Source organism: Chitinophaga pinensis DSM 2588, assembly GCF_000024005.1.
GTDB classification, from domain to species: Bacteria; Bacteroidota; Bacteroidia; order Chitinophagales; family Chitinophagaceae; genus Chitinophaga; species Chitinophaga pinensis.
Genome location: NC_013132.1, coordinates 3,267,997 through 3,284,079 on the forward strand (window position 1 = coordinate 3,267,997; position 16,083 = coordinate 3,284,079).

15 protein-coding genes are annotated in these 16,083 nt (G+C 44.7%); 8 read left to right on the forward strand and 7 right to left on the reverse strand.

Annotated features, from left to right (window positions below; all coding sequences use genetic code 11):
* Nucleotides 1-137: 137 nt before the first annotated feature.
* Nucleotides 138-1,298, reverse strand: coding sequence for a FecR family protein (locus CPIN_RS13330; RefSeq protein WP_012790330.1), 1,161 nt, complete (start codon nucleotides 1,296-1,298; stop codon nucleotides 138-140).
* A 74-nt stretch (nucleotides 1,299-1,372) separates the two neighbouring features.
* Nucleotides 1,373-1,951 carry an RNA polymerase sigma factor gene (locus CPIN_RS13335; RefSeq protein WP_187294764.1) on the reverse strand — a complete coding sequence of 193 codons (579 nt, stop codon included), beginning with the start codon at nucleotides 1,949-1,951 and terminating at the stop codon, nucleotides 1,373-1,375.
* A 251-nt stretch (nucleotides 1,952-2,202) separates the two neighbouring features.
* On the opposite strand from CPIN_RS13335, the gene CPIN_RS13340 reads away from it, so the two are divergent.
* Nucleotides 2,203-3,162: an MBL fold metallo-hydrolase gene (locus tag CPIN_RS13340; RefSeq protein ID WP_012790332.1), complete on the forward strand. Its 960-nt coding sequence runs from the start codon at nucleotides 2,203-2,205 to the stop codon at nucleotides 3,160-3,162.
* Between the two features lie 47 nt (nucleotides 3,163-3,209).
* Here the strand turns inward: CPIN_RS13340 and CPIN_RS13345 are convergent, their stop codons facing one another.
* The gene (locus CPIN_RS13345; protein WP_012790333.1) at nucleotides 3,210-4,397 is read right to left on the reverse strand and encodes a metallophosphoesterase; all 1,188 of its coding nucleotides are present in this window, start codon (nucleotides 4,395-4,397) and stop codon (nucleotides 3,210-3,212) included.
* A 249-nt stretch (nucleotides 4,398-4,646) separates the two neighbouring features.
* On the opposite strand from CPIN_RS13345, the gene CPIN_RS13350 reads away from it, so the two are divergent.
* From CPIN_RS13350 to CPIN_RS13365, 3 genes are all read left to right on the forward strand, one after another.
* Nucleotides 4,647-5,225: a Crp/Fnr family transcriptional regulator gene (locus CPIN_RS13350; protein WP_012790334.1), complete on the forward strand. Its 579-nt coding sequence runs from the start codon at nucleotides 4,647-4,649 to the stop codon at nucleotides 5,223-5,225.
* A 112-nt stretch (nucleotides 5,226-5,337) separates the two neighbouring features.
* Nucleotides 5,338-5,988 carry a nitroreductase family protein gene (locus tag CPIN_RS13355; RefSeq protein WP_012790335.1) on the forward strand — a complete coding sequence of 217 codons (651 nt, stop codon included), beginning with the start codon at nucleotides 5,338-5,340 and terminating at the stop codon, nucleotides 5,986-5,988.
* A 283-nt stretch (nucleotides 5,989-6,271) separates the two neighbouring features.
* Nucleotides 6,272-6,724, forward strand: a complete 453-nt coding sequence (locus CPIN_RS13365) for a rhomboid family intramembrane serine protease (protein ID WP_012790337.1) — start codon at nucleotides 6,272-6,274, stop codon at nucleotides 6,722-6,724.
* Between the two features lie 425 nt (nucleotides 6,725-7,149).
* On the opposite strand, the gene CPIN_RS13370 is transcribed toward CPIN_RS13365, so the two are convergent.
* On the reverse strand, nucleotides 7,150-7,614 hold the full coding sequence (locus CPIN_RS13370; protein WP_012790338.1) for a PX domain-containing protein: 465 nt from the start codon (nucleotides 7,612-7,614) through the stop codon (nucleotides 7,150-7,152).
* A gap of 133 nt (nucleotides 7,615-7,747) precedes the next feature.
* Between CPIN_RS13370 and CPIN_RS13375 the strand changes: the two genes are divergently transcribed.
* The 4 genes from CPIN_RS13375 to CPIN_RS13390 all read left to right on the forward strand — a co-directional run bounded on the left by CPIN_RS13375 (nucleotide 7,748) and on the right by CPIN_RS13390 (nucleotide 11,700).
* Entirely contained in the window at nucleotides 7,748-8,350 is a 603-nt protein-coding gene (locus CPIN_RS13375) for a TetR/AcrR family transcriptional regulator (protein WP_012790339.1), read from the forward strand.
* A gap of 141 nt (nucleotides 8,351-8,491) precedes the next feature.
* Entirely contained in the window at nucleotides 8,492-9,154 is a 663-nt protein-coding gene (locus CPIN_RS13380) for a hypothetical protein (protein WP_012790340.1), read from the forward strand.
* Between the two features lie 193 nt (nucleotides 9,155-9,347).
* Nucleotides 9,348-10,004 carry a DUF6766 family protein gene (locus tag CPIN_RS13385; protein WP_012790341.1) on the forward strand — a complete coding sequence of 219 codons (657 nt, stop codon included), beginning with the start codon at nucleotides 9,348-9,350 and terminating at the stop codon, nucleotides 10,002-10,004.
* Between the two features lie 124 nt (nucleotides 10,005-10,128).
* Entirely contained in the window at nucleotides 10,129-11,700 is a 1,572-nt protein-coding gene (locus CPIN_RS13390) for a sensor histidine kinase (protein WP_245552111.1), read from the forward strand.
* Between the two features lie 59 nt (nucleotides 11,701-11,759).
* Here CPIN_RS13390 and CPIN_RS13395 read toward each other — a convergent pair whose 3' ends face one another.
* The 3 genes from CPIN_RS13395 to CPIN_RS13405 form a co-directional block, all read right to left on the reverse strand.
* A complete protein-coding gene (locus tag CPIN_RS13395) occupies nucleotides 11,760-12,284 on the reverse strand; it encodes a YceI family protein (protein ID WP_012790343.1) in 525 nt (174 codons plus the stop codon).
* Nucleotides 12,285-12,380: 96 nt separating this feature from the next.
* Entirely contained in the window at nucleotides 12,381-12,968 is a 588-nt protein-coding gene (locus CPIN_RS13400; protein WP_012790344.1) for a Crp/Fnr family transcriptional regulator, read from the reverse strand.
* A gap of 69 nt (nucleotides 12,969-13,037) precedes the next feature.
* Entirely contained in the window at nucleotides 13,038-16,079 is a 3,042-nt protein-coding gene (locus CPIN_RS13405; protein ID WP_012790345.1) for an ATP-binding protein, read from the reverse strand.
* Nucleotides 16,080-16,083 lie beyond the last annotated feature (4 nt).

Genomic DNA, 16,083 nt, shown 5'->3' on the forward strand with positions numbered 1-16,083 from the left:
ATTGAAATAACCCATGATTTGCATACATTTGCAACGTTTAATGTTGAGTAATAAGCAAGACTTAAACGAAAACCGGGGGTAGGACGCCAATCTTTGCACCCGGTTTTTTCATTTAGTTCACGCGATTTTGGTTCTCTTTAATGCTGAATAATAATTAATCTGTTTCCTTCGATTTTATAGTTGATGCTTGTAGCTGTTAATCCTTGTAATACCTGTGATAAGGTCAGGCTTTTATCTATTTCCCCTGTAAACGTAGCCGCTGATACGCTGCCCTCATAGCTCACTTCAATATCATACCATCGCGCGAGCTGTCGCATGACAGTTGGCAGATCGGCATTATTAAATGCGAATACACCTTCTTTCCATGCGATTACGCCGTTGACATCAGCTGTTGGTATCAACCGCAGCTCCTGACTGATCTGTGCGGCTTGTCCTGGTTTCAGCAGTTGCGATGCCTTCCGGTAGGTGACCTTTACTGCCCCCTGTAATAAGGTCGTATTAATACTGGATTCATCTTTGTAAGCGTTGATGTTGAATTTCGTGCCTAATACCTGGATGGTAGTCGCATCGTTGACTGTTACTATAAATGGTTGACTGGCATTACTGGCAACTTCAAAATAAGCCTCACCACTTACCCTTACCCTGCGCTCCTTCCCATTGAAATCAGTCGGATAGCTAAGGCTGCTGGCCGCATTCAGCCATACACTGGTTCCGTCAGGCAATACCAGCTGATACTGGCGGCCACGAGGCGTAGTGATCGTATTGTATCCCACCGGCTTACTTGCAGGGGAGCTTTCATGGCCACCTTTATTATAGCGTATTTTTCCGTTGTTCAGTTGTATTGTGGTGTTACCCTGCATAGCGATTACGCCGTTCCGTGAACTGTCCAGTACAATTTTACTGCCATCCGCTAAGGTGAGAATGGCGCCGGTTTTTCCGGGAAGAATATCCGTATGCTGAGCCGTCTGATGTTTTGCCGGTGTATGTTGCCTCTCAAAGAAATAATATCCGCTACCGAGTAATAACAGGACAGCAGCCGCTGCTGTAAGCCATCTGCGTACAGGGTATATACGGTTTACAACCGGCTCATGCCGGATGCTTTCTAGCAGCCGTTCCTGCATACTGGCCGCTATCTGGACTTTTTGCTGGTCGAAATCTTTTAGAACATCTTTTTCCCGGTAATCCAGTAATTCAAGGTAACGATCAACAAATGCCGCTTCTTCCGGTGTAACTTTTCCTTCGTTATACCTGCTGAGCAGCTTGAAAAAGTATTGTTGATCCTTACCCGAATTGTACATAACTGGTGGCTTTAACTATATAGTCAGCAAAAAAGGAGCGCTTTCCCGACCTTTGGCCACTTTTTTTAAAAGATTTACAAAGTTTCGTCCAGCAGGACCAGAAGTATAAGCAAATGGCCGAAATGTGCCTTTAAATCCTGTATAGAGATGCTAAGCTGGTTTTGTACCGTTTTCTGGGATATCCTGAGATTATCGGCAATTTCAAGGGTAGTGAGGTGGTGGAGATAATATTGTATAAATATCTGACGCCGTCTTTCCGGCAGTATTTCTGCCCACGATATGATCAGAGCAGTCAGGTCTTTTTCCAGCAGGGCCTGATCTGCTTTGTAAAGCGATTCTTCTGTATTTTCCAGTAACTCAAAGAAGAACTTATCTTTTTTAGAAATCAGTTTATTGATAATGCGGTATTGGAGGGCCTTTCCGAGGTATGCCGGAAGATTCACTATTGCAAGTTCTTCCCTGCGTCGCCAGAGATCCAGGAACAAGTCATGCACAAGTTCCTGCGCCAGTTCCTGGTCGCCCAGTTTCTTACTGGCGGATACGAACAGCTTTTCCCAATGTCGTTGAAATAATTGCTGAAATGCTATTTCTGACCCTGTTTTGATAAGACTGAGCAGTTCCTGGTCGGTATCATTATGTGTGTATTCGTTCACCACTGAAAATATAAAGATTTCCCCCTGGCTTAAATTTAATTAAAAAAGTAAGGATTTAATAAATTATCACTCTTCTCACATACACATCCGCATCATTCACGCCCTGAAACTATTTAGCGAAATATCGTTTCTGATATTCACTAGTTGTGTGTTGCAAGTGATTGTTTGTTAATAAGTTGTTCTGTTGGCACCGGAATTGGTTCAGACAGAGGGACAAAGCATTTCCCTTTGCCACGAAAAAAAAGACACATATGAAATCACAACAACATTCCATGGACCGGAGGCATTTTATATCCTCGGTAGGCGTGCTGGCCGGCGCCTTTATGCTCTCCCCGAAATCAGTATTTGCACAAGCAGAAAGTCCGGTTACAATGATCATCGGCGAAGCCAGGAAGTCGCCGGTAGTAGCTAAACCATTACGCGGCAATCTCACCTTACTGGATGGTTCCGGCGGCAATATCATCCTGGCAGCAGGAAAGAAAGGCAATTTGCTGGTGGACGCGGGTATTGATGTGTCGAAAGATAAAATGAAAGCGCAGATAAGCGTTATCAGCCAGGCGCCCCTCCAGTACCTGATCAATACGCATTGGCATTTTGATCACGCCAGTGGTAACGAATGGGTACACCAGGCAGGCGCAAAGATCATCGCACACGCCAACACACGGAAGCGGCTCTCACAGACGGTCCGGGTAGAGGACTGGAACTATACCTTTCCACCTGCACCGGCAGACGCTTTGCCTGCAATCGTATTTGAAAAGGAATATATGCTGCCATTCGAGGGAGAGACCCTCCAGCTCTGGCATTATGCACCTGCACATACAGACTCAGACATTTCTGTATATTTCCCGGATAGTGATGTACTGCATGTAGCAGATACCTGGTGGAATGGCTTTTATCCATTTATTGACTACAACACTGGTGGAAGCATCGGTGGCATGATCAAAGCAGCTGATCATAATGTGAGCATCGCTAAGGATAAAACATTGATAGTTCCGGGACATGGTCCGGTAGGAGATAAGCAACAGCTGACGGCCTACAGGGATATGTTGGTAGCGATTAACGATAAGGTAAGTAAACTGAAGAAAAGCGGTATGTCCCTCAAGGAAGTGATTGCAGCGAAGCCTACGCGTGATTACGATGCACAGTGGGGTAATTTCGTGATCGGACCGGACTTCTTTACTAAACTGGTATATAAAGGTGTCAGAGGGTAAACAGCAAACCATGCCGGTGCGTTTAACACCGGCACGGTTTACATCGCTTAAGCGGCATTCCCCCGTTTCAGGGTCAGCACTGTGATCTCCGGCCATATGCCTACCCGGCCTTTTAAGCCATGGTAGCCGAAGCCTCTGTTCACATACAGGTATTTACCATCCTGGCTGTACATACCCGCCCATTGCTTATAGAAATATTTGATCGGACTCCATTTGAAACCAAACAGTTCAATACCGAACTGCATGCCATGGGTATGTCCGGCAAGTGTAAGATGTACATGCTGGTCATGGTCTACCGTCACTTCATCCCAGTGAGAAGGGTCATGAGACATCAGTATTTTAAAGGCGTTGTCAGGTACATGAGCAGTCGCTCTTTTCAGATCGCCATATTTATGAAAGCCGCCTTTTCCCCAGTTCTCTACGCCGATCAGCGCAATGCTTTGTCCTTGTTTGGTGATTTTAACAGCCTCGTCCAGTAACAGATTGAAACCGATTTCCCCATGGACTGCCTTAACGCGTGTAAGGTTTGCTTCTTTTGCTGCAGGCGATTCCCAACGGATATAGTCGCCATAGTCATGATTGCCCAGCACGGAATACTTACCATAAGGCGCTTTCAGTTTGGTGAACATAGGTATCCAGGGGTCCATTTCGGAAGCCATATTGTTGACCAGGTCGCCTGTAAACAGGAGCAAGTCACTATTCTGGGCGTTCACCAGATCGAGTCCTTTCTGTACGCCTGCAGCATCGCTAAAGCTACCGGAGTGTACATCAGAGATCTGGGTGATAGTAAAGCCGTCAAATGCTTCCGGGAGGTCGGGGAAATGAAGCGTCTCCCGTTTAACCTTGTAAAAGTGCTTGCCCCGCGTCAGACCGAACAGAATAGCGAGGAAAAGCACCGTAGCCACGGCCAGTGCAGCCTCGCTCACATAAATGCTTCTGGGAGGGAAGCCCCGGAATACCCGGATGATATCTTCGGCCAGCAGAAACAATGAGGAGAATAACTTAGGAATAAAGATCAGCAGCATTGTAGACATCAACACTGCCATAAAACGCTGTACATGTCTGCCTGATCTGAGCAGCACGATGGCGGTTATAATCCCCGCGATCAATAATATATCAATCAGCCAATAGCTGAGGTCGAGTGTCGGATTGTGCGAAAGCGTAGTAACTGCCTGGTAAAAATACAGATCACCTGCCAGGAAGAGTAATAGTATCAATAAAAACCTTCTAACCATATGAATAAAAATCCTGTTTTAATCAATAAGACGAACAGCTGGAACGAATATTTTAATAAATAAGAAGAAATTTTAAAATAAAGCCGGTTTAAAGCCAGTGTATTGATTTTGAAGGAGAAGCTGGTTTCTCTTGTTTAAATCCCTGTTATACTTGCCGATTCAATAGTAAAGTATACGCCCCGGGCCTTTATACAAACAATTATTGCGCCCATTTAATATCTTTACCGACTATCAATACAACTCAATACTATGTTTGCTGCTTTTCAGAAATACCTGACGGAAAAGATTGAATTGTCGGAGGAGGAAATCGCTGCCATTGCAGAAGTGGCGATCGTGAAGAAGCTCCGTAAGAAGCAGTATCTGCTGCAGGAAGGAGATGTCTGGAAATATAACGCCTTTGTCTGTCGTGGCTTCCTGAAAACATTTTCTGTCAATGACAATGGAATGGAACATATCCTGAACTTTTCACCGGAAAACTACTGGTGTGGCGATCGTGAAAGTCTGATGCACGCAACTCCCTCCCGCCTGAATATCGATGCTATTGAAGATTCGGAAGTCGTGCTCATAAAAAAAGAGGATTTTGATGGGCTTTGTCAGCAGATCCCTCAGTTAAACAACCTGGTGAACAACATTCTGCAAAAGAGCTTCCTGGTGTCTCAGAACCGTATACTTGCTAACATTAGCCTGTCGGCAGAAGAGAAATACCAGCAATTCCTCGAAAAACACCCTGCTATTGCCAATCGCGTGCCCCAGCACATGATTGCCTCTTATATCGGCATTACTCCCGAAACCCTGACGCGTATCCGTAAGAACGCGGCTAAAAAGTAAGTAGTCCATATCCATTGACATTTGTTTGCTTTTTTTTCAGGTAATTGTCAATGGACGACGCCCACCGGTCAACCGATCTTTGCATCATCGGAAACAATTAAAATACAAAACGATGAGCAAGATATTCAACCTGTCACTGATAGATGCCTTACAGTGGCGATATGCCGCCAAGCGGATGACGGGAGCGGTGGTACCGGAAGAACAGCTAAATATGATCTTAAAAGCAGCCCACCTGGCGCCTTCCGGTATCGGGCTGCAACCTTACGAGATCATCGTCATCAGTAACCCGCAACTCAGACAACAGATACTTCCCATTGCTATGAACCAGCCACAAGTAGTGGAGTCTTCGCATTTACTCGTATTTGCGGCCTGGGATGAATATTGTCCGGAAAGGATTGACCGGGTATTTGATCACCTGACAAAAGAAAGGGGGCTGGAACCAGGGGCGGCCGACAAACAACGCCGGTTTGCCAAACAATACTTCGGACAACTCAGCCTGGATGAAAACTTTCACCATGCAGCCAAACAGGCCCATATTGCCCTCGGACTGGCAGTAGCTGCCGCTGCCCTGAATGGGATCGACGCAACCCCTATGGAAGGGTTTAATGCGACTGCGTTAGATGATCTCCTTCAATTACCCGCAAAAGGACTGAAGAGTTCCATGCTGCTGGCATTGGGTTACCGCAATGAGGTCAATGACTGGAACCTGCCATTGAAAAAGGTACGTAAGCCGTTCGAAGAACTTGTTACAATTTTGAGATAGCAATATGATATGCTGCTTTCTTTTAACTTTGACAGGACCAGCGCAATACAGCAAATTGATCCGATTGGAGCCCTAAACAATGAAAGTAAACTGCATATCATTTTCAAGCCCTATTTGTTGCTACTTATCGGACTAACAACCGGTTATACTTTTTTACATTGGTTGCTCATCATCAGGCTGGAATTGTTCCAGTTAAAAGAAGGTGTTACACATTTTGCAATTCGCGCAGGATTGGCAGCCATAGCAGCATGGATTTACCTCCGGGGCAGATTTAGTATTGCTAATGCTGCAGTTATCTGGCCGTAGTAATCTGAAAGATCTGTATTGTATGCTTACCCGGATATTCCTGACCGTGCCGGTAATTATTGCCCAGTACTATATCTCAACGGCCGCCGGTAAATTGACGGAGCCGAATACGATCAGGGAAATCAGCAGGTTGCCGCTTACGGGTATATACGCCGAATGGCGTGATGTAGGTGTTAGCGTCGGTGCTTCAGGTGCAGTATTCGGATTGTATGGTGTGTTTGTTGCACCATTGATTACGAAAGTTTATCCACCGGAGATAGCCAGGACCGCACTTGTGAGCACCCTGGTTTTTATCGCGTATAACCTGATCATGGGTATGACAGGCGATATTGATAATGCTGCGCATATTGGTGGATGGCTCAGCGGCTTCGTGATAGGATTGATTTTATACCCAACACTAAAGCAAGCGGTAAATAAACATACAGATTAAGAACAATTGCTTATTCCTTTCGTTTCCCGATAGCATCACGGATACTAATTCTTTAGGTCGGCCTTATCCGGGGCCGTATGAGTATTTGCATCCTGTGCTACTAATAACAATAGGTATCGCGCCAGATAACTTTTAGAAGGCTGAGGCGGGAAAAACGCGTATTTTCGCAGTAAATAATGGGGCATCCTGTAAGCTTACTATAGTTATTCTACGTTGATGCTACGATATAAACGGAGTACTAAGGAAGGATGACTATAGTCAAAGTATAGACAAACCGATATCAACTAACAGGCATAAAAAAGGAGCGCTCTATCGAAAGATGGAGCGCTCCTTTTTTATATTTCAGGCAGCATTAGACAACGCCGTTGATCATTCTGCCTTGCGATTAGGATTTGCTTAACTGGTTTACCATCGATCCATTTCTATCAGGCATTTTCAAAAGCGGCCTCATTCCATTGCTGACCACGGTCTACCACCGGACGTACTTTCTTTATACGACAAGTGACAGTCGCTTTTAACTCATCCGCTTTTTCGTTCCCAAAGCGCTCTCTGATCATCGCCCTTATCTTCTCCAGCTTCTCGCCGGATGTTATGATCTCCGTGACCTCTGCGTATACCCTGGCGCCACTGTAATCCCTGGCCCTTTGTCCGGAAAGGTAAAGCATGAATACCACCTCTTTGTTTTCCCGCATGTTCCGCAATGTTATAGAAGGTTCATCGCTTAACTCCAGTTCTATGCTGCCGTTGTCAGTCATCCTGGGAGTACCCATCAGCGCGATATTAGGTGCGCCGTTTTTATCTGCCGTACAGAGCAGTTTATCATGATGGCTATTGAAAAATCCGGCCAGCGTTGCTATGGAGAAGTCATTTATTTCATTTACTCCGTTCATGAGTGTACATTTTGATGTTTCATAAATAAGATTTATAAGATACAAATTGTATTCTAATACAAATATAGGTTTCTTTTTTAAAAAGAAACAAATTGTATCTTATTTTGTATTTTTATAGCCAGAAAAAGGAAGTATGGAGGAACAAAAAAATGTAAGAAGACGGGGGGATGATCTGCTGGAAAGCCTGTATGAGGTAACGATGAAGTTGATGGAGGAGATAAAACCAGCCAACATTACCTTTCAACAGATTGCAGACGCTGCCAAAACAAGCCGGTCTGTCTTGTACCGCCGTTGGCCCACTACATTTGACCTGTTACAGGATATTTATACCTACAAAGCCAAAAGGTTATTTGAAGGAGATTTTCTGGAAGAGATGAAAGATACCGGGAGCCTACGTGGCGATTTTATTCAGTTCCTTACCTTTTACCAGCAGATGTATATGGAGATCGGTGCGGACGTGTTGAATAATTACTTTTATCTGCGGATGCAGGATAAGGAAAACAATAAGGAGCCGGTTGTGCATACGGCTGCGCTGGATAAATATATCCGCGCAATGGAAACCCTATTGGAAAAGGCGCAATCGAGAGGGGAGAAGGTGAAGAAAGTCAGCAAGGCGACATTAATGCTCCCCTTTGATATGATCAGGATGGAAAACCTGGTCCGCCCTGATAATATCAGTGAGAAGCGGCTTGAGTCCATGGTAGATGAAGTACTGTTGCCTGTTTTTAAAGCATGATGTAGGAATAATATTCTCCAGCACAGTGGAAGCGGAAATCCGTACACAGCTGCTTTGTTTGCTGGAATAGATATGTATAGTATTAGCATTTGATTTTAAGATTCGGTTAACGACCCGTTTCAGGATCATAAACTAATTGCTATGCTGAATGCATTGTCGCCATGGGCTGTGGCTGCTTCCCGCTATTTTACAACTGATGAAAAACTGGAACTCTATAAAACAGAATATGCTTCCTTCGTATTCCAGGTACATGCGGCACCTGATTCCATATGGGTAACGGTCAACCGTTCTTCAGGTGCGAAAGTTATGTTTAGGGCTGCTTTCTGTCCCGCGGGCCAGCTGACTGTACAATACTGTATCAAAACAGACAGTGGCGTTGATATCGGGACAGATAGTCCCACAGGTGCACAACGGATACACATCACAATTGATAACGACGATCTGCCCGCATTACATTATCAGACAACCTTTACGCCCGCGGTGCCATTATTCGTTCCTTTCTGGCCGCGTGACATCATTATATCTGCTGAGGACAATAAACCAGAAAACACAGCCGGCGAAGTACACGTCAAACAGGTCGGCACACGTTCCGGACTGTTATATTTCACCGCAAAAGATCCAGCATTCGGTGCTGTGCTTTACCTGCAAAACCTGACAGCATTAGCACCATATAACGAGTTGACCGGTACATCAGCAAGAGAGGTAGTCGGTGGACAGTGGCCCGAACTAGGTATGAGCCTAGCTCCGGCTATTGATAAACCTTTACCAGCCGGTGAACCATTTATTGAAAACGGTTGGAAGTAGCATTACCCGGGATCGAGGAAATTTGTGTACGAATGTACCGGCCCGTGTCGTTACCTCTACAGGTTTTATATGCTTTGCTGCTATCGGCTGACCTATATTGACGGCCGCCTCTCGTTGTCCCGGTAAGGTTAGGAGACCTAATGTAAATGGTACGTAATTGGTATCGGTATATTTTAGATTAATAAGACCGAACATGCGCAGCTTTTTACGTAACAATGGACTATCCATCGCTTTTTTTATGCTTTTTGCCCTTAGCTTGCTCGGCCAGTTCTTTACCGGTTTATCAGAGTATAATAAGGAAAGAATGGAGGAAGGCCAGGCGGCTGTAAAAATAGGTGAGTATTTTCATTCCGGACATTTCATACAGGCTACTTTTGAGAACTGGGAAAGCGAGTTTCTGCAAATGGCCTTGCTGGTGGTGATGACAATCTCCCTGAGACAAAAAGGCTCATCCGAGTCAAAGAAATGTGATGAACCTGAAGAAGTTGACCGCGAACCCTCTCCTGACCGTGAAGGAGCTCCCTGGGCGGTACGGAAGGGAGGATGGGTGCTTAAGGTTTATAAGCATTCACTCACAATCGCCCTGCTAACACTGTTCATCCTGTCTTTTATCCTGCACTTTTATGGTAGTCTGAAAGATGAAAATGATCAATTGGCGCAGAAAGGGCTACCTCCGGAGTCGTTTAGCCAATATATAGCCGAACCTCGTTTTTGGTTTGAGTCCTTCCAGAACTGGCAAAGCGAGTTTTTGTCGGTCTTCACGATCGTAGTGCTGTCGATCTATCTGCGGCAAAAAGGATCATCACAGTCAAAACCGGTAGATGCACCTCATGACGAAACCGGTGACTGATAGGGATGGAACTGAACATCATGTTTGGTGGCATTTAATTTGTTGTATATTGGCAGATACCATGAGCTAATCTGATCCCTACGTTAGTTCATCCGGGGACAAATGACATATCAACGTTAATAAAGTGGAAAAGCCTCTCATCAGCAACATCGATAATCTTTTTGGAAATACGGTTATGGAAGCCATTCCTGAATGTGTAAAATTAGTAAGCCAGGAAGGTATCATTCTCTATATTAACAAAACTGGTCTGTCATATATTGACGCCATACGTATGGATGAAGCAATTGGTAAAGTCGTTTTCGATCTTATCGCTCCCGAGTACCGTACGCTCTGGTTAGACATGAACCGGCGTGTATGTGCAGGCGATACACTGGAATGGGAATATGAGGTGGTTGGGCTGAAAGGAACACGCCGTTATCTGCAGACACGCGCAATACCGCATATCATGGCAGATGGTAGTCACGCCCAGCTGGCGATCACCAAAGACATTACCGAAACCAGGGTAGCTTCACAAATAGTGGCAGAAAATAAGAAAAGGCTGGAAGTTAGCGAGGCAAGGTTCCGGACATTAGCAGACAAAATACAGAATCTTGCCTGGATGGCTGATGCCGATGGCAATATGTACTGGTATAACGACAGATGGTTCGAATATACCGGAACAACGATGGAGGATATGAAAGGATGGGGATGGAAGAAACTACACCATCCTGATCACCTCCAGAAAGTGATTGATTTTATTAAAGTAGCCTGGACCAAAAATAAGCCATTTGAAATAACCCACATGTTACGGGGCAAGGATGGCAACTATCGCTGGTTCCTCTCGCAGGGTACGCCCATCTTAGATACTGCAGGTAACATTATCGAATGGATGGGTACATTGACAGACGTTGATGAACAGCAACAGTCACTGGTCCTGCTTGAAAACAAAGTAGCGGAAAGAACAGAACAGCTGAATCAGGCGAATATGGCACTTCTCCGTTCAAATAATGAACTGCAGCAGTTTGCACATGTCGCCAGCCATGACCTCAAAGAACCGGTCCGTAAGATTGGTATCTTCACAAACCTTTTGCAGGAGCAACTAAAAAGAGGTAATACCGACAAAGCAGTCGCATACAGTGAGAAGATTGAACATGCGGCCACCAGAATGGCAGCACTGATCGAAGGTATCCTGCAATATGCCTCTGTCGACGGTCAGCAGCAGGAGAGTATGCACGCAGATCTGAATCAAATCATGCAATATGTTCAGACAGATCTGGAGCTTGCCATACAGCAGAAAGAAGCAAAGATCATTTTTAAAGATGTGATGCCTGTTGTAAAGGGTATGCCTGTATTGCTGCAACAACTGTTTTATAACATTATCAATAATGCGCTAAAATTCTCCAGACCTGATATACCTCCACAGATAGAAATTTCGGCGGGTATATTGCATGAACAGGAAGTGATTGTCAACGGACTGAATCCAAAACTTCAATATGTGGCTATTTGTATCAGGGATAACGGAATTGGCTTTGATCAAAGCAATGCGCAGAATATTTTCCGGACCTATTATCGCCTCAACTCAAAAGACCAGTACGAAGGTACCGGTCTTGGATTATCCCTCTGCCGCAAGATCGTAGAACGTCATGGTGGTACAATCGAAGCGGAAGGAATAGCAGGGGAAGGCGCTCTTTTCAAAATAGTATTGCCCGTAAAATGATGCCGGGAGCCTTGTGTTTGGTCAGCAGGTGGATTATTGAAATAATCCACATATTGGAGTTAAGATCGGACCAGCTCAATATTCATATCCAGTTTCACTTCTTCACCAACGATCAGGCCGCCTGCTTCCGTCAGCATGCTCCATGTCAGACCAAAATCTTTCCTGTTGATCTTTCCGTTTAATTCAAACCCTGCCCGCATCTCTCCGAAACGCCCCTGTCCTGATCCCATCAGGTTGGCTTCCAATACAACATTCCTTGTAATAGCACACATGGTTAGCTCACCACTGAGTTGATCGCCACGCAATATGCCCTTAAAACGGATGACAGGATATTTTGCTGCGTCAAAAAATAGTTCGGACCGGAGGTGTGTATCCCGTTCACTATGATTGGTATTAAGACTATCAACCCTGATCTCAACATCAACAGCCGCTCCTTCAAAGCTATCCGGCGATGTACTGTACACCTGGCCTTCAAAGTCCAGGAATGCACCGCTTACATTGGCGATGGCCATATGTCGTATCTTGAATCCTACAGAGGAGTGTCCGTTATCAATTTTCCAGCTGATTTTACTTTGATCGTTCATATACTGCTTCATTTAGTGATGCAGCAAAGGTACCTTGGTACTACTCCCGCGTTAATAAAGCAGGTTAGTAAAAAAGCGGAAAGAAATTAATCTGGGTTAAGACGTTTTTCGGGAAAGCTGTTTTCTGATCTTACTTAAAAACTCTGGCGTAATGCCAAGATAAGATGCAATATACTTCTGAGGCAGGTATTGCTCTACGCCCGGAAAGGTTTCCTTTAGCTTTAAATAGCGTTGCTCAGCAGGGATAGAATGACTTTCGACAAAACGCATCTGTTGTCGCATCAGGGCAGTCTGAAACAGGTTCCGGAAATACCGCTCAAACTTCAGGTACTTATCCAGCATCTGATTCTGTACTAATCTTGGTAATAGCAATAACTCGCCATCGCTTAAACCTTTAGTCGTTAATGGTGTGAGGGCCTCTGTACTCAGACTATAAAGATCTCCTGACCACCAGCCCGCTGCTGCAAAACGGATCACATGATCGATGCCTTCTCCATCGGTATAATAGGTAAGCGTATACCCTTGATTGACAAATGCCAGGTAGCGCGCCGGATCGCCACTTTGCACAATGGTTTCTCCCTGTTTAAAGGGTCTGGCAATCAAACCGGATTCCAGAAAGGCAATTTCCTCTTCGGTTGGTTCAACGAATTGTCGCATATGCGTAAGGAGCAACTGGATATCCATAAGTAATCTTTAGTAAAGTGCTGAAAAATATTGCCAGACTCAATGCATTCATTTGCACCCCGTCATCCTTTATAAGTCTGCCCCGTCACTAACACCGGTACCCCCATTTGGGGTTGATTGCCGCGACGGAAGTATAATCGTAAACTTACTGCCCTCACCCTCAACAGACATTGCATGAATAATACCATGATGGTTAATTACCACTTTTTTGCATAATGCCAGTCCTATACCGGTCCCCGCATAAGCTGTGCGGTGATGTAGTTTTTGAAACATGGTAAAGATCTGATCAGCATATTTCTGATCGAAGCCGATGCCATTGTCTGTTATGACAATTTTGACATATTCCGCTGACGGGTCAGGTACACTAAGTAAAGCTACATCCGCTGATGTTGCTATACTGGCTTGCACGGTAATAGCCGGAGTTCTTCTGGTATCGCTGAATTTAAGTGCATTCGAAAGCAAATTGAAGAAAAGCTGCTGCATTTGTAGTGGTACTGCCTCTATGACCGGTAGATCGGTATATGTAATTTTTGCCTGTGACCTGTTGATTTGTAGCTCCAGATCAACTAGTAAGTTCTCTAGAATTGTATTGAGATCAGTTGATGTGAATGCTACCTCCTTTATACTGAGGCGTGAAAAATTCAGGAGGTCATTAATCAGGTTACGCATCCGCGCAGATGAAGTCATTATTTTCTCCAGATATCTGCCAGCTTTCTGTTGATCTGAAGAAATTTCATTTGCGAGCATCTGCGAATAGAGCAATATCTTGCGAAGCGGTTCTTGCAGATCGTGACTTGCAGCGAAAGCAAATTGCTCAAGTTCGGCATTGATCTTTGTCAGGTCAGCAGTACGATCCCTTACCATGCGCTCCAGTTCTTTCTGAAACAGGCGTTGACTTTCTGCACGCTCCCTGAGATGCGTATTTGCAAGTTCCGCTTTCCTGAGCTGTAGCTGTGTGGATACCCTGGCAATCAGTTCGTCCGCATAGAATGGTTTAATGATGTAGTCATTTGCTCCTTTCTCAAGCCCCTCTATGGTGGCTTCTTTTCCTGCCCGGGCAGACAGCAGAATCACTGGAATGTTGCTGATTTCAACATCGCTTTTTATGGCATTCAGCAGTTCAAAACCATTCATGTCAGGCATCATCACATCAGAGACTACAAGTGCAGGAGCCTCCTGATAGATCAATGATAGTGCTTCACGCCCGTTGCTGGCAGTTATTACTTTCCAGTGCCTTGAGAGCATTTTTTGAATATAGTTGGCCATCTGTGAATTGTCATCCACTACAAGGATAAGATCTCCATCCGCATCGGTAGTAGTAATTGCTTTGTCATCCATCCTTTGCCAGGAAGAAATTTCATTAGTATAACTTTCCTGTAAGAAATCAGTTCCCTCTTTATCAATGAATTCCCTGATTGACTTAGCATCCAGGTGAGCAGTACCTTTTGGTATACGTATGGTAAATGTTGTGCCAACGTCCGGTTGACTGACAGCCGTAATGTCTCCTCCATGGATGGTCACCAATTCTTTGGTAAGTGCGAGCCCGATTCCTGTACCCTCATGCGTACGTGAACGCGATGAGGTGACACGATGAAATCTGTCAAATATATGGGGCAACTCTTCTGCAGGTATCCCCACACCAGTATCTGAAATTATAAGCACCGCATTTTCAGCTGTTTCCTGCAAGGAGACAGAAATGCCACCTGTAAAAGTGAATTTAAGCGCATTGGATAAAATGTTAAAGACAATTTTCTCCCACATCTGTGTATCCACATAGATAACGTCGCTTAGTTGGGTACAATCGATGTGAAAGAAGAGATTTTCTTTTTTAATAGCCGATTCAAAAGAACTGGCTAGCTCAGTTGTAAACTGTGATAAATCGACAGGAGTATAACTGGCCTGCATTCTATGAGCCTCTATACGTGAGAAATCCAGTAATGTATTTACCAGCTTTAGCAACCTGACCGCATTGCTGTAAGCAATACTGACTTGATCAATGGTGTGCTTGCTACTTGAATTGGCCTGATGGATAAGGATGTCGTGGAGCGGTCCCAGGATCAACGTAAGGGGCGTCCTGAATTCATGACTGATATTATTGAAAAAAGCAGTTTTAGCCCTGTCAATTTCCGCCAGATAAGCTGTGCGCTTACGCTCTTCATCATAAGCAAATGCATTTCTGACAGCTACAGATATTTGTCCGGACAGCAGTGCATAAAACGATAAGTAGTTTTCATCCAGTACCGCATTAGGGTTAACTCCTGCGACCAGCATCCCAAGTGGCCTGGATGGTATCGCGGAAGGAATGGGTATTGTTACTGATTTTTGTACCAGTTCGTTCCATAATCCTCCCCGTACTGTCATGAATTGCGCTACATTATCAGTTATGATGGTTTGCCCATGCATAGCCTTCTCCATCTGCCATGGGGCAGATGCATATTCATCGGCAGGCACGCCCGTCATCCCACGACAAACCCATTGCTCATTTTCCAGCATATATAGGATCGTGAATGGGAGATCTGTTGTATAATTACCAGCTACTGCCATAATATCCTCAAACACCTGTTCAATACTATTGGCGTTACTGGCTGCAGCAGAAAGATCACGTTGTATGCGTAACCGTCTTTCTGCTACAACCTGATGGGTGATTTCACTGCACACACAAAGCATCCCCGAAATCTTATTCTCATCATTTTCAACAGCGCTATAGGAAAGACTGAAATATGTTTCTTCATTAAACCCAGTACGATTTACAGCAAGTAATTGCTCAGGTACCCAGTTGGATATGCCGGTAGTCATCACTTCTGTGATCATCGGTCCTATGACGGCCCATGATTCAGCTTGGGTTTCCTTGATTGACTTGCCCAGGGCATAGGGATGCTTATCGCCGATCAACGCGGTGTAAGCATCATTATATATTTGAATAAGCTCTTCTCCCCATAATAATATCATCGGATATCTCGAACCAAGCAACATCTTAATCGTGGATATAAGACTTTGCGGCCAGGAGGATCTTTCACCTACAGGGGTCTTTGACCAGTCCAAAGAAAGAATTCTCTCGGCCATGCCCTGGTTTAAATCACGTCTTTTTGAATCCATTATTCCTCTATCCATACTG

Bases quoted from the DNA above. Each gene is read 5' to 3' on its own strand.
- CPIN_RS13375 (WP_012790339.1), top strand. From the start codon at position 7,748: ATGGAGGAACAAAAAAATGTAAGAAGACGGGGGGATGATCTGCTGGAA.
- CPIN_RS13345 (WP_012790333.1), bottom strand. From the start codon at position 4,397: ATGGTTAGAAGGTTTTTATTGATACTATTACTCTTCCTGGCAGGTGAT.
- CPIN_RS13370 (WP_012790338.1), bottom strand. From the start codon at position 7,614: ATGAACGGAGTAAATGAAATAAATGACTTCTCCATAGCAACGCTGGCC.
- CPIN_RS13395 (WP_012790343.1), bottom strand. From the start codon at position 12,284: ATGAACGATCAAAGTAAAATCAGCTGGAAAATTGATAACGGACACTCC.
- CPIN_RS13405 (WP_012790345.1), bottom strand. From the start codon at position 16,079: ATGGATAGAGGAATAATGGATTCAAAAAGACGTGATTTAAACCAGGGC.
- CPIN_RS13400 (WP_012790344.1), bottom strand. From the start codon at position 12,968: ATGGATATCCAGTTGCTCCTTACGCATATGCGACAATTCGTTGAACCA.
- CPIN_RS13365 (WP_012790337.1), top strand. From the start codon at position 6,272: ATGCTGCAGTTATCTGGCCGTAGTAATCTGAAAGATCTGTATTGTATG.
- CPIN_RS13350 (WP_012790334.1), top strand. From the start codon at position 4,647: ATGTTTGCTGCTTTTCAGAAATACCTGACGGAAAAGATTGAATTGTCG.
- CPIN_RS13385 (WP_012790341.1), top strand. From the start codon at position 9,348: ATGCGCAGCTTTTTACGTAACAATGGACTATCCATCGCTTTTTTTATG.
- CPIN_RS13330 (WP_012790330.1), bottom strand. From the start codon at position 1,298: ATGTACAATTCGGGTAAGGATCAACAATACTTTTTCAAGCTGCTCAGC.
- CPIN_RS13380 (WP_012790340.1), top strand. From the start codon at position 8,492: ATGCTGAATGCATTGTCGCCATGGGCTGTGGCTGCTTCCCGCTATTTT.
- CPIN_RS13340 (WP_012790332.1), top strand. From the start codon at position 2,203: ATGAAATCACAACAACATTCCATGGACCGGAGGCATTTTATATCCTCG.
- CPIN_RS13355 (WP_012790335.1), top strand. From the start codon at position 5,338: ATGAGCAAGATATTCAACCTGTCACTGATAGATGCCTTACAGTGGCGA.